The organism is Mesorhizobium sp. M0478, assembly GCF_040321305.1.
Classification (GTDB): domain Bacteria; phylum Pseudomonadota; class Alphaproteobacteria; order Rhizobiales; family Rhizobiaceae; genus Mesorhizobium.
Genome location: NZ_JAMYRH010000001.1, coordinates 71,573 through 85,643 on the forward strand (window position 1 = coordinate 71,573; position 14,071 = coordinate 85,643).

The following is a 14,071-nucleotide window of genomic DNA, read 5'->3' on the forward strand; positions in this document are numbered from 1 at the left end:
CCGCGCTATCCCTGCCGGCATGAAAAAAGGCGACCATCTCTTCCTTATCGACGGCTCCGGCTACATCTTTCGCGCCTATCATGCGCTGCCGCCGCTGACCCGCAAATCCGATGGGCTGCCGGTCGGCGCGGTCTCCGGCTTCTGCAACATGTTGTGGAAGCTGATGCAGGACGCCCGCAACACCGATGTAGGCATCGTGCCGACGCATTTAGCGGTCATTTTCGATTATTCGTCGAAAACCTTCCGCAATGATCTTTACCCGGAATACAAGGCCAACCGCAACGCACCGCCCGAAGACCTGATCCCGCAATTCGGTCTGATCCGCCAGGCAACCGTGGCCTTCAACCTGCCTTGCATCGAGATCGAAGGCTACGAGGCCGACGACCTCATCGCCACTTATGCCAGGCTGGCGTGCGAGGCCGGCGGCGACACCACTATCATCTCCTCTGACAAGGATCTGATGCAGCTGGTCGGACCCACGGTCGGCATGTACGACCCGATGAAGGACCGCCAGATCGGCATCCCCGAAGTCATCGAGAAATGGGGCGTGCCGCCGGAAAAGATGATAGACCTGCAGGCGCTGACCGGCGACTCCGTCGACAATGTGCCGGGCGTACCCGGCATCGGGCCGAAAACGGCGGCGCAGCTTCTGGAACAGTTCGGCGACCTTGACGGGCTGCTCGCCCGGGCCAGCGAGATCAAGCAGGACAAGAGGCGCGAATCCATCATCGCCAATGCCGACAAGGCGCGCATATCGCGCCAGCTGGTGACGCTGAAGAACGACGTGCCGGTGACCGACGGGCTCGACGATTTCGTGCTGCATGCGCCGGATGGGCCGAAGCTGATCGGCTTTCTCAAAACCATGGAATTCACCTCGCTGACCCGCCGTGTGGCCGAGGCGACCAGCACCGAAGCCGGCGATGTGCAGGCTGTCGCCGTCACCGTCGAGCGCGCCGACACCGCGCACGGCCCCGATGTCGGCTCCGGCACACCGGTGCCTGCGGCAACACAGGATGAAGCCAAATCCGAAACCGCAAGGGCCGGGGACGCGCCTTCGCTGCTTGCCGCACTTCGCCTGGAAACGGCCGCCGCGGCCAAAATCGATCCTGCCGCCTATGTCGCCATCCGCGACACGGCAACGCTCAAGACCTGGCTGGCCCAAGCCAAGGAGACCGGAACCGTCGCCTTCGACACCGAAACCACGTCTTCCGATCCGATGCTGGCCGACCTCATCGGTTTCTCCCTGGCGATCGGCCCCGGCCGCGCCGCCTATGTGCCGCTCGCCCACAAGAGCGGCGCTGGCGACCTGCTCGGCGGCGGCACGCTGGAGAACCAGATTCCGGTCCGCGAGGCGCTGGCGCTGCTGAAGCCGTTGCTGGAAGACAAATCGGTGCTCAAGATCGCCCAGGACGCCAAATACGACATCGTCGTCATGAGCCGCCACGGCATCGATATCGCACCCTTCGACGACACGATGTTGATTTCCTATGTGCTCGACGCCGGCACCGGCCACCACACTTTGTCCTCGCTTGCCGACAAATGGCTCGGCCATGCCACGACGCCGCTCAAGGATCTCGCCGGTTCCGGCAGAAGCTCGGTCGGGTTCGAGCAGGTCGACATCGACCGGGCGACCGCCTACGCCGCCGGCCATGCCGACGTAGCGCTGCGGCTATGGCAGGTGCTGAAGCCGCGGCTTGCCGCCAAGGGCCTGGTTTCGGTCTATGAGCGGCTGGAACGGCCGCTGGTGCCGGTGCTGGCGCGGATGGAACAGCGCGGCATCTCGGTCGACCGCCAGATCCTGTCGCGGCTCTCCGGCGAGCTGGCGCAAGGCGCTGCACGGCTGGAGGAGGAGATCTACGGCCTTGTCGGCGAGCGCATCAACATCGGGTCGCCAAAGCAACTCGGCGACATCCTGTTCGGCCGCATGGGCCTGCCCGGCGGCTCCAAGACCAAGACCGGGCAATGGTCGACCTCCGCGCAGCTTCTGGAAGACCTCGCCGCCGAAGGCCACGAACTGCCGCGCAAGATCGTCGACTGGCGCCAGCTGACCAAGCTGAAATCGACCTACACCGACGCGCTGCCCGGCTTCATCCATCCCGACACCAGGCGCGTGCACACATCGTATGCGCTGGCCGCAACGACGACGGGCCGGCTGTCCTCCTCCGATCCCAATCTGCAGAACATCCCGGTGCGCACCGCGGAGGGACGCAAGATCAGGACGGCCTTCATCGCCGACAAGGGCCAGAAACTGGTCTCGGCCGACTACAGCCAGATCGAACTGCGCGTGCTTGCCCACGTCGCCGAGATCCCGCAGTTGAAGCAGGCCTTCGCCAATGGCGCCGACATCCACGCCATCACCGCCTCGGAAATGTTCAACGTGCCGGTCGAAGGCATGCCGTCCGAAGTGCGCCGCCGCGCCAAGGCGATCAATTTCGGCATCATCTACGGCATCTCGGCCTTTGGGCTCGCCAACCAGCTGTCGATCCCGCGCGAGGAGGCCGGCGCCTACATCAAGAAGTACTTCGAGCGTTTCCCCGGCATCCGCGACTATATCGAGGCAACAAAGGCCTATGCGCGCGAACATGGCTTCGTCGAAACCATCTTCGGCCGCCGCATCCACTATCCTGAGATCCGGTCGTCAAACCCGTCGATCCGCGCCTTCAACGAGCGCGCCTCGATCAACGCCAGGCTGCAAGGCACCGCCGCCGACATTATCCGTCGCGCCATGGTGCATATGGACGAGGCGCTGGAGAAGGCCGGCCTGTCCGCCCGCATGCTCTTACAGGTGCATGACGAATTGATCTTCGAGACGGTTGAAGCGGAAGTCGAGGCGACGATCCCCGTGGTGCGCAGGGTGATGGAGAACGCGCCGATGCCGGCCATCTCGATGTCGGTGCCGCTGCATGTCGATGCCCGCGCAGCGAACAACTGGGACGAGGCGCATTAGCGCCGGATACGCCGCGATCCTTCACACCCCCCTCTGCCCTGCCGGGCATCTCCCCCGCAAGGGGGGAGATCAGCCGCCACTTCCGGTTTCGCCAATCTCCGACGTTGCTGCAATGGGCGCAGCGCTTGAACTGCCAATCTCCCCCCTTGCGGGGGAGATGTCCGGCAGGACAGAGGGGGGTGCTGTCCCGCCAGCGTCGAAAAGCTAAGCCGCCTCAGCCAGGCACTTGGCACACGTCCCTCGAAACTCGATCACCGCCTTCTTGGCGGCAAACCCGGTCGAGCGCACCCATTCGTCCAGCCGATGGTCGACGTCATGGTCGGACATCTCCATCACCTGCCCGCATGTGTCGCAGATAGCGAAGGCTGTCATCGAATGCGTATGGTCGTGCGGTTCGGCGCAGGCGACGAAGGAGTTGAGGCTTTCCAACCGGTGCACGAAGCCTGACTTCACCAGGCTGTCGAGCGCCCTATAGACCTGTAGCGGCGCGCGGAAACCGCGCTCGCGCAGCTGGTCGAGAAGCGTATAGGCGCTGAGCGGTCCGCTGGCGGCCTCGAGCTTTTCGAGCACGCTCAGCTGATTCTTCGTCAGCACATCCCTTGCCGCCATGATCCCGTTTTCCGATCGTTTAGTGCATGATGCCGAAAAGTGTGAAGCGGTTCTCGGACGACATCATGTTCTATCCTGTTTGATCCAGCGCCGCTCGCAATCAATGCGGCGGTCTCAATTCCCTTGAGATAGCGATGAAGCGGGCTTTTTGCCACTGTTTCCGTTATCGCCATCGACACCATGACCACCACCGCCGATTGACGGCACCGACCACATTCAAAATACTGACAAAATTCGCGACGAAAGGTGCCGCACTTGCAAATTCGGTCGGGCTTGGGGAAGCAATTATGATCAAACTGACACGACGGACGCTGCTCGTCGGCACGTCGGCGCTTGTGGCTGCCGGTACGGTCTCGTTCCGCGCCCTCGCCGCCTCGCGCACCTATCACGCGCTGCTGGTTGCCTGCACCGACTATCCGAACCTGCCGCAGAAGAACTGGCTGATCGGGCCGAAGAACGATGCCGGCCTGGTGCGCGACTATCTCCTGAAGAACACGCCCGATCCGGTGAAGTTCTCGGCCGAGAACGTGATCCTGCTCGCCAAGGACGTCGAAGGCGCCAACGGCCCGCCGACGCATGCGGCGATCAAGGCCGCCCTTGCCGACCTCGCCGGCAAGGTGCAACGCGACGATTTCGTCTATCTGCATCTGTCGGGCCACGGCGCCCAGCAGCCGCAGGCCAAGGCCGGCGACGAGACCGACGGCCTCGACGAGATTTTCCTGCCGTCCGATATCGACAAATGGATCAACCGCGAAGAGGGCGTGCCGAACGCGCTGGTCGACAACGAGGTCGGCGCCGCACTCGACGCCATCCGCGACAAGGGCGCCTTTGTCTGGGTGGTGTTCGACTGCTGCCATTCGGGCACCGCGACGCGCGCCGCGGAAGTCGATGACGAACTGGAGCGCAAGGTCGAGTTCGCCGACCTCGTCGGCGGCGACAACGCGGCGAGAGCAGCGGCGGTGAAGGCCTATGACGACATCTCGGCAAGCGCATCGCGCGGTTTCGACGAGAATGGCGGCCGCAAGCCGGCCTTCAACCTGACGCCGACCGGCGCAGAGCCGATCGCCAGGGGCAAGCTGGTCGCCTTCTATGCCGCGCAGACGGTCGAGACGACGCCGGAAATGCCGCTGCCCAAGGGCACGCCCGACGCGCCGCGCTTCGGCCTGTTCACCTTCACCATCCTGTCGAAATTGGCCGAGAACCCCAACGTCACCTATCGCCAGCTCGGCCAGGCCGTGCTGCAGCAATATTCGGCCGACGGCCGCACAAGGCCGACGCCCCTGTTCGAGGGCGAACTGGACGCCCGCGTGTTCGGCACCGACAAGACCGACGCCGTCATGCAATGGCCGATTGCCGTCAAGGACGGCGATGTCGCGATCGGCGCCGGGCTGCTGCAGGGTCTGACCCCCGGCAGCAAGCTCGCCATTTTGCCTTCGGCGCTGTCGAAGCTCTCCGACGCCGTCGGCTATCTCGAAGTGAAATTGGCAAAAAACCTCGAAAGCCAGCTCGCACCGGTCGAATTCGACGGCAAGCCGGCGCTTGCGCCGACGGCGGTGCCCGCCGGCGCCTATGCGCGCGTTGCCGAACTCGCAGTCGACTACAAGCTGCTGGTGGCAAAGCCGGCGCCGACCGCAGGGCTCGATAAAGAAACCGAGCTGGTCAATTCGGTTCTGGACGAATTGGTGGCGAAGCCGAAGTCCGGCTTCCACATCGCGCTGGTCGAGCCCGGCAAGAGCGCCGATCTGCGGCTTGCGGTGCTGCGCGAAAAATCCATGGACGGCGCTGCCGCCAACGCCAGCGACGAACCGGCGCTGTGGTTCCTGCCGGCGTCCGGCGACATCAGCTTGAAGGACGGCAGCAAGCCGCCGCGCATCGTCATCCATCAGGATGGCCGCGACAAGCTTGCGGAAAACACAGCCAAGAACCTGACCACGATCTTCCGCGCCACCGGCCTGTCGCGGCTCGCCGCGGCGTCCGACTACCGGCCGGACGAGGTCAGCGTCCAGTTCCTGATCAAGCGCCAGGACAGCGATGTGCTGGAGCCGATCGAATCCTCGACGGTGCCGCGCGTTTCGCCGGGCGATCAGGTACACATTGCGGCCAAGAACGGGTCCGACGAGTTCGTCGACATCAACGTGCTCTACATCGGCAGCGACTATTCGATCACCCATATCGTCGCCGAGCGGCTGGCGCCGATCAACCAGCAGGCCGATCAGGGCCTGAAGGAAGGGCTGCTCGCCTTCACCGACACCAGCTTCGGCATGGAGCGCATGATTGCCGTGCTGACCGAGGCGCCGCCGCAGAGCGAGAAAGAGGATCTGAGCTTTCTTGCCCAGGAAGGCGTGCGCGCCGTGACGCGTGCCGCATCGGGAACGCCTGGTTTTTCCGACATGCTGGCCGACATCGGCATGGCGCCGGCGACGCGCTCGGTGATGCGGCTTGCCGACAAGAGCGGTCCCAAAGGCGCGGTGATGATCTTCCCGATGGAGACGGTGCCCCGCGCCTGACCTGACATCGCTTCGCCGGCTCTTGCCGGCGTGATATATGAACATTCCCGGCTCGCGACACTTCTATGCGCCGCGGCTGAATGCAACAGATGAGGACATCAGTGACTATCCCCGTGCTCTCCTGGCGTGCAGCGACGGCCGGCCTTGCCGGAAGCCTGTTGCTGGTTGCCAGCGCCTCGGCGGACGAGAATTGCGGCCTGTGCGCCAAGCAGATCGTCACCAACTCCGAGCTCGCCACCTGCTTTCTCGACCAGTACGACCAGATCGCCAAGACCGGCAACACGGCCGTTGTCGTCGATCTCTCCAGCTGCGCCTCGCGCGGCGTGGTCGAGCCCTTGCCGTCACCCAGCAAGGCGGCTGCCGAACCGGACGTGCAGTTCATGATTTCGCGCACGCAGCTCGATTGCCTGAAAAAGAAGCTGGAGACACCCGGCATCGTGCTCGATCCCACCGCCATTATCCGACTGGACAGCTGCGGATGAAAAAGCCGGGGGGCACTGCAACGCAAAAATCGCCAGCCACATCGGCGCCGGCACCGGCCAAGAAGCCGGCGACCTTGCCCGAAACCACCGAAGGCTTTCCGTGGCCGAGCAGTCACGAGATCAAGAAGGAAGCCAACCCGTTCACCGACCGCGACTGGCGCATGCTGATCTATGCCTGGTCGGGTCTCGCCGTGCGCCTGGCGATCGTCTTCACCTTGGGCTTCTCGGTCTTCCAGTTTCTGGCAAACCAGGAACAGAAGCGCGTCGAGCAGACGATGTCGCTGGTCGAGCTTTGGGAAAGCAAGGATTTTCAGCAGGCGCAGCGCGCGCTCAAGGAGCGCCTCTCGTCGCTCAACGCCAAATACGACAATCTGCTCAGCGCCACGCCGTCGCCGACCGAGGAACGGGTCTTCCGGCAACGCATTGGCATTGAGGCGATGACTGCCGGCGGCGGCACCATGCCGATCGCCGATTTCAACGACAATTTTGATCGCATCGTCTATTTCCTCAATCGTCTCTCCATCTGCGTTGAGGGCAAGCTCTGTTCGCGCGATGTCGCCGATGCCTATTTCCGCGACTATGCGGTGTCGTTCTGGAGCTATTTTGCCGGCTACATCGAAAAAGAGCGCAAGGCCGGTTCCGCCAGTTATGCCCAGGCGATCGAGAATTATGTGCGTCACGGGTCGGCGCCGCCCGCCGACTCCAAATAGCGGCGCAACAAGGTGCCGGGCAGCTCCCATCCCTTGCGTGCTATCCGGTGGCTAATCCTGGTCGGTCTTCTGGCGTTAACGTCAACCGCCGGTGCCGAGGACCTCGATTTCCACCTCGATCTCAACACCGGCGGCCACAGCGCCAGGGTCACCGACCTTGCCTTCACGCCGGACGGCGAGGAACTGGTCTCCGCATCTGACGACAAGACCATCCGCATCTGGGACTGGCAGAGCGGGGTGACGCTGCGCACCATTCGCGGCTATCTTGGCAATGGCAATGACGGCAAGGTCTTTGCGATTGCCGTGTCGCCGGATGGCAAGACGATCGCCGCCGGCGGTTATTTCGGCGCCGGCATCGGCGACAAGCCCCCTTATGGCGATATCAGGCTGTTCGATTTCGCCACCGGCAGGATCAAAACCGTGCTCAAGGCCGCCGACTATGCCATCTATGATGTCGCCTTTTCACCCGACGGAAACACGCTCGCCGCCGGCGGTGGCGATGGTTTCGTCTACCTCTGGCGGGCGGACGACAAATCCGCGTCGGGCTGGACGCTGGCGGAAAAATCCGATGCCGATTCCTGGCGTGTGGAAAAGCTCGCCTTCGCCGCTGCGGGAACCCGGCTGGCAGCGACGACCACCGACAATGGCATCCGGCTCTGGGACGTCGCCAAGTCAGAGGAAATCGCTTTGCCCGCCGAGGCCGAACCGCTGCGCGATGTCGGCGTCGCCGCACTCGCCGTGTCATTGGATGGCAGGCTGTTCGCCACCGGCAGCAAGGACGGCGACGTCCAGCTCTGGCAGGCCAGCACGGGCAAATTCGTCCGCGCCATGCCGAAGCAGGATTTCCAGATCGGCGCTCTGAGCTTCGCGACGGGTTCGCGGCTTGTGGCGTCATGCAGCTATCGCTGCGCCGACAAGCATCGCTCGGTGGTCTGGAATACCGACAGCGGCGAGCAACTGCTCGACTATAACGGCCATGACGGCACGGTCTTTGCTGGCGCCGGCAATGCCGACGGCTCGCTGGTGGCGACAGCCGGCGGCACCCGCAACGCCATCCAGGTCTGGAACCCCATGACCGGCGAGCGCAAGGCGCTGCTGCAAGGGGTCGGCGAACCGGTGACGGCGATCGGGATCGATGCGGCGAGCAGCTCCATCGCTTGGGGCAACACCAACCCCTGCCCTGAACGCGTGTCCTGTCCCGAGCTGCAGGGCACGCTGGACAAGGTGCTGGCGCTACCGACGGCCGAGCGGTTCTTCGAGGACCCGGTGGCGTTTGCGGAACAGGGCGCCTATGCCCGCGCGGCACTCGCAGAGGGTGAGTGGTCGCTCCGTGCTGCCCCCGGCGGCAAGGACGGCCTGGAGAATGCCGTGCTCGAAATCGCGAGCGGCGGAAAGGTGATGCACAGCATCGAGAATGCCGCCACCAATGGCTTCGTCCATTCGGCTTACACGCTGATCGGCAATGGGCTTGGCCTGATCACCGGCGGCAGCGACGGCACGCTGTTGGAATACAAAACCGCGACCGCCGAGCTATCGGGTGAATTCACCGGCCACACCGGCGAGATCAACGCCATGGTTGCCGCCGAGAAGGAAGGGCTGTTGGTCACCGGCAGCGCCGACCAGACCGTGCGGCTGTGGAATTTGAAGACACACAAACTGATAGTGTCGATGTTCTTCGCCGGCTCCGAATGGATCGCCTGGATGCCGCAGGGCTACTATTATTCCTCCGCCGACGGCGACAAGTTGATAGGCTGGCACGTCAATCAGGGTCGCGACCACGAAGGGCGTTTCATCAGCGCCGGCCAGCTGAAAAAATATCTCTGGAGCCCGGAAATGGTGCGCCGGGCCATCATCCTGCGCAGCGCCGAACAGGCGGTTCAGGAAATGCGCCCCGGCGTCGACCGCCAGCTGGAAAAGCTGCTCGAGCGCAAACCGCCGGAATTCGGCATCAAGCTTGCCGCCGACCAGAGCAACGTCCGCGAGGGCTATGTCGCCGTCGAGATTTCGGGCGCGCAGGAAGCCGGCGCCGATGTCGCCGGATTTTCGATCCTGTCGAACAGCCGCAATGTCGGCAATGTCACGGCGCGCTCGGCCGATGGCGGCAAGAGCACCATCGTCGAAGTGCCGGTCGAGAATGGCGAAAATACCATTCGCATCACCGGCACCAACGAGTTCGGCTATCTGACCGAGCGCAGTGTCACAGCACTTGGCAGGAAAACCGAAAAGCCCGCCAACAAGGGCAAGCTCTACGTCGCCGTGATCGGCGTCGACAAATATCCTTTCCTCACCGATGCATGCGCCGGCCACGCCTGCGATCTGCGCTATCCCGTCGATGACGCCACCGAATTCCTCAAGGTGATCTCGCAGAAATCCGCGCCCTTGTTTTCGGCGATGGAGACGCTGGTTCTGGTCAACCGCGAAGCGCTGGATGAGGCGCCCGATTCCGGCAAGGACGTGTTCAAGGTCGCCAGCGCCGACACCATCCTGGAACCGGATTCCGACACGATCAACGACCAGCTCGCCGACTTTCTCGACAGACCCGGCGAGAACGACACCACCATCATTTTCGTCGCCGGTCACGGCATCAACATCGACGAAGATTATTATTTCATCCCCACGGACGGCCGCAAACAGGATGCCGACCGCTGGAAGCGCTCCTCGCTGGTCGACTGGGGCGACATCCAGAAATCGGTTGAGCGGGCCAAGGGCATGCGCTTCATGCTGCTCGACACCTGCCACGCCGCCAACGCCTTCAACCCGCGCCTGGAAAAAGACGCGCAGGACGCACGCATCGTCGTCTTCTCGGCCACCGCTGCCAACAACACCGCCGCCGAACTGCCCGAGCTCGGCCATGGCGTCTTCACCTATTCGATCCTCGAAGGCCTGCGCGGCCGGGCCAAGACCTCCGACGGCGGCGTGACGCTGTTCGGCCTCGCCGACTACATCTCGCGCGAAGTGCTGCGGCTGACCGCGTCCAAGCAGAAGCCGTTCTACTATGTCGGCGGCGTGGAGAACATTGTGCTGGCTGAGCCGTGAGAGGTCGGCACCCAGGCACCCGCCTCTGGCCTGCCGGCCATCTCCCCCGCAAGGGGGGAGATCAGTCTCTTCATTGCTGGAGATCTATTTTCAAGGTTGGTGATTGGCGAAAGTCGAGGCGACATCCAATCTCCCCCCTTGCGGGGGAGATGTCCGGCAGGACAGCGGGGGGTGCCTGGGCACGGACCAGCATTCTGATCTTTGCCACCGCCTTGCTTATCCTCTCAGTGCTTCAAGCGTCTGCCGCCCCCATCACCTGCCCGCCCGGCGACACAAACTTCCCGTCCTTCTACTCCGACCCCACACTCTTCACCGACGCCATCGCCGCCGTCGCCAGAATCGAGCCGTCCAACCAACGCCTCACCGGCATCACAGTCCCCCACCACCTGCTCGTCGCAGATCTCGTCGCACTCGGTTTCCACGCCGCGTCCGGCTTCCGCTACAAGCGCATCGTCATCCTGTCGCCGGACCATTTCCATAAGACGCAGAAACTCTTCGCCACCACGACGCGCGGCTTCGACACTGTGCTTGGCCCGGTCCTGGCCGACACGGCAGCCCTGCGCCTTATCCAGGCGAACAGCGAGATGGTCGAGGACTCCTGCCTCTTCGCCAAGGAGCACGGCGTTCAAGCCATGCTGCCCTTCCTGCACCATTATTTTCCCGAGGCAACCATCGTGCCGGTGGCGATGTCGGTCAAGGCGAAGCGCGGCGACTGGGACCGGCTGGCGCAGGCGCTGAAAGCGATCGTCGACAAGGACACGCTGATCGTCGAATCCACCGATTTCTCACATTATCTGCCGCAGCACGAAGCCAGGCGTTTCGACCAGCAGACGCTGAACATGCTCGCCGCCGGTTCGCTCGACGGCATCACGGCGCTGCGCCAGCCGGATCACGCCGATTCGGTCGGTGCGCTCTATATCCAGACCAGGCTGCAGCGCGAACTGTTCGGTGCTGCGCCGCTGGTCGTCGCCAACGAGAACTCGCAGGCGCATTCAAGCGACTATGTCGAGCGCACCACCAGCTATGTCGTGGCGCTGTTCGGCGCCTTCGGCCCCGGCATCAACAATCCTGCCCGTCCCGACGACAAGCTCTACTATTTCGCGGGCGACGTGAATTTCGGCCGCGCCATGAAGAAGATCCTGGTCCGCGACGGTGTTGCCGAGAAGATCGTCGAAAGCGTGCTGGCCCTGACCCGCTCGCGGCCGCTGATCGTCAATCTCGAAGGCGTGATCCTGCCCAACGTCCCTGAGGCGATCGACGACATGACGCTGGCCATGCCCGCAGACCTCGCCATCGACATGCTCAAGAAATTGCATGTCGCCGCTGTCAGCCTCGCCAACAATCACGCCTACGACCTCGGCCCGTCAGGCTATGCCGAGACGCTGGCCGCACTCGATGCGGCCGGCATCGCCCATTTCGGCCAGGGCGAGACGCTGGCGCTTGCCGATCTCGACTTGGTCGGGCTGACCGACATCGATACCAACGGCTCCAGGAACACCGACCTTCTGACGCCTGCTTTGCTCGACCGGCTGCTGCACGACAATGCCGAGCGGCCGGTGATTGCCTTCGTCCATTGGGGCCGCGAGTACAAGACGGAGCCGTCGCCGCACGAGGAGATGCTTGCCGACCAGATGCGGCTGCGCGGTGTCACGGCAATCGTCGGCGGTCATCCACATGTATCGAGCGAGGCGATCCTGCCGCTCGGCGGTGGCGATGTTGCGGAGATCTATTCGCTCGGCAATTTCCTGTTCGACCAGAAAGCCGAACGATCGTCCGGGTCGATGCTGGAACTCAGGGTGTTCAGCCAGGGCACGATCTTTGCCCGGCTGATCCCGCTGCCCAATTTTTTCGAGATGGGCTCGAAATGACGCGATTCCCGAAAGGACGTGACAGGACCTCAACAGCCTTGCAGATCTTCCGGCAGATAGCAGACCGCCGGCTTGGTGCTGGTTTCGAACAGCGACTGCTTCGGCCTGAAATAGAAGAACGTGGCCGGCTTGCTCTCGCGTGTGCTGCCATCGGCGAAATGGGCGGCGATGCTGAAGCGATGGATCGACGACATTGACGACCACATTTTCAGCCGTGCCGTGTAGGCGCTGAGATTCTTGTTGCCGCGCACCGGCATGGGGATGCTGTAATCGGTCTTGCCGATCGGAAATTCGATGTTCTGGTAGCGCAGCGCTTCGGGCGACGCGCCGCCGCCATCGCCGCATTCGGCGAGCGATTCTGGGACCTCGATGCTGACCAGCGAGACGATGACGCGAAACGGCTCGCTCTGCTGGTAGACAGCGCCCTGATCGTCCGCCCAGGAATAATCGAGCTTGCCAATCCCGGTCACGCTCATTTTCTCGACGCTGCCGCTGATGTAATCGGCAACGTCGCCGAATTTGACCTTGTTGGCCACCTGGGCGCGGCAGACATCCAGGCTGTCCCTTGACGGGCAAGTGAAGCGCTCGGTCTCGAGCGTGGTTGTGTCGACGCCGGCTTCAATCAGCACGTTCTTGATCGAGACGTCGACGCCGTCGCCGAAAGTGCCGATGTCCTTCGTGAACGTGCGGCTCGGCTCGCCGGTCGCGTTGTCCTCCTCGTCGGTCCTGGTGAACTGGATCGACATCTTCATGTCTTTCACTTCGCCCCAGCCATTGTTGACGATCGAGAAGTCGGGGCGGAAGCCGACGCAGCCATAATGCTCGCTGATCGACAGCATCGGCTTGCGGTAGGCCTCGCTCGCGGCCACCTTCATTTCCAGGCTGTCGATCTTGACCCTCGACTGGTCGGTGGTCTTGAGGTCGACTTCGGCGAAGGCCGGCGCCGTCTCCCAGTCCATGCCTTCATAGACATTGCCGGTACGAATCTCTGCGGTGCCGTTCCAGGCATCATTGTACTGGTCCGACACCGGATAGATCGCGATGTCTTCGTCGCGCACGAGATGCTGGTACTGCATGTCGGCCTGCTGCGTCATGCGCTGGTCGACGGCAATGCCGATCTCGACCTTGTCGGCGGAACCGCCGCCGGTCTGCGCCTTGAGCAACCCGCCCACTCTGGCATCGGCCAGCACATCGGGGCGCGCACCGCCGATCTCCTTGCCCATCGCCCATTGCGACCAGTAGACGGTGCCGCCGGGCAACCGGGTGCGGCCCTTGCCGTCCTTCAGCCCATCGGCAAAAGAGCCGACGAATATCTTGCCTGTCTTCGTCTCCAGCCTGCCCTCGCCATTCGGCACACCGGCCCTGAATTGCCCTTCATAGCGATTGCCGTCGGCATCGACATGGATCGCATGGCCGTCGAGCTGGCCGGCGACCCAACGGCCGTCGAGAATCTCGCCTGAACGCAGCTCCAGCCGGCCTTGTCCTTCGGGGCGGCCATTCCTGATCTCGCCGAAATAGCTGGAATAGATCGTCTTGGGGTCGTAGCTCGCCGAGCCGCGTACGCGCCAGACCAGCCTGCCCTTGCCGTTGACGGTGCCGTCGGCTGCGACGGTGCGGTCCGGCGACACGCCGGCTGCCGGCTCCCAGGTGAAATCAAGACCCAATTCCGGGTGGGAATCCCAGACCCGTACATTCTTGCGCAGCACCGAACGTGTTTCGCTTTGATAGAGGATTTGCACCCGCTCGGCCCAGGTGCCATCGGGTGCGGCACCGCCTTGATCGGCCATAGCGGAAAAGCATGTCAGTGCGGCCAGCGTGGATGCAGCCGCGATCGCTTTGACCCCGAAGATCATTCTTGCCCGCGCCATCTTATTACCCAACCCCTTGGATCGCCTAGCGTAAGCACCGCTGT

Annotated in this window: 8 protein-coding genes; 6 read left to right on the forward strand and 2 right to left on the reverse strand. The window is 63.4% G+C overall.

The features are described 5' to 3' along the window. Positions 1 to 19 precede the first annotated feature (19 nt). On the forward strand, positions 20 to 2,947 hold the full coding sequence (gene polA, locus NKI64_RS00385) for a DNA polymerase I (protein WP_023700122.1): 2,928 nt from the start codon (positions 20 to 22) through the stop codon (positions 2,945 to 2,947). Between the two features lie 204 nt (positions 2,948 to 3,151). Here the strand turns inward: polA and NKI64_RS00390 are convergent, their stop codons facing one another. Continuing rightward, the gene (locus NKI64_RS00390; protein WP_023669789.1) at positions 3,152 to 3,556 is read right to left on the reverse strand and encodes a Fur family transcriptional regulator; all 405 of its coding nucleotides are present in this window, start codon (positions 3,554 to 3,556) and stop codon (positions 3,152 to 3,154) included. Positions 3,557 to 3,843: 287 nt separating this feature from the next. On the opposite strand from NKI64_RS00390, the gene NKI64_RS00395 reads away from it, so the two are divergent. The 5 genes from NKI64_RS00395 to amrB all read left to right on the forward strand — a co-directional run bounded on the left by NKI64_RS00395 (position 3,844) and on the right by amrB (position 12,159). After that, positions 3,844 to 6,063, forward strand: coding sequence for a caspase family protein (locus NKI64_RS00395; RefSeq protein WP_023704223.1), 2,220 nt, complete (start codon positions 3,844 to 3,846; stop codon positions 6,061 to 6,063). Positions 6,064 to 6,164: 101 nt separating this feature from the next. Beyond that, positions 6,165 to 6,545 (forward strand): hypothetical protein, encoded by a 381-nt coding sequence (locus NKI64_RS00400; protein WP_245261352.1) that lies wholly within the window; start codon positions 6,165 to 6,167, stop codon positions 6,543 to 6,545. Beyond that, the gene (locus NKI64_RS00405) at positions 6,542 to 7,255 is read left to right on the forward strand and encodes a DUF4760 domain-containing protein (RefSeq protein WP_023700125.1); all 714 of its coding nucleotides are present in this window, start codon (positions 6,542 to 6,544) and stop codon (positions 7,253 to 7,255) included. Before NKI64_RS00400 ends, NKI64_RS00405 begins: the two co-directional genes overlap by 4 nt. 33 nt (positions 7,256 to 7,288) lie before the next feature. Then, positions 7,289 to 10,291, forward strand: a complete 3,003-nt coding sequence (locus tag NKI64_RS00410) for a hypothetical protein (RefSeq protein ID WP_352666146.1) — start codon at positions 7,289 to 7,291, stop codon at positions 10,289 to 10,291. Between the two features lie 149 nt (positions 10,292 to 10,440). Next, the gene (amrB, locus tag NKI64_RS00415) at positions 10,441 to 12,159 is read left to right on the forward strand and encodes an AmmeMemoRadiSam system protein B (protein ID WP_023751424.1); all 1,719 of its coding nucleotides are present in this window, start codon (positions 10,441 to 10,443) and stop codon (positions 12,157 to 12,159) included. A 29-nt stretch (positions 12,160 to 12,188) separates the two neighbouring features. On the opposite strand, the gene NKI64_RS00420 is transcribed toward amrB, so the two are convergent. After that, a complete protein-coding gene (locus tag NKI64_RS00420) occupies positions 12,189 to 14,027 on the reverse strand; it encodes an MORN repeat-containing protein (RefSeq protein ID WP_023751425.1) in 1,839 nt (612 codons plus the stop codon). Positions 14,028 to 14,071: the final 44 nt, after the last annotated feature.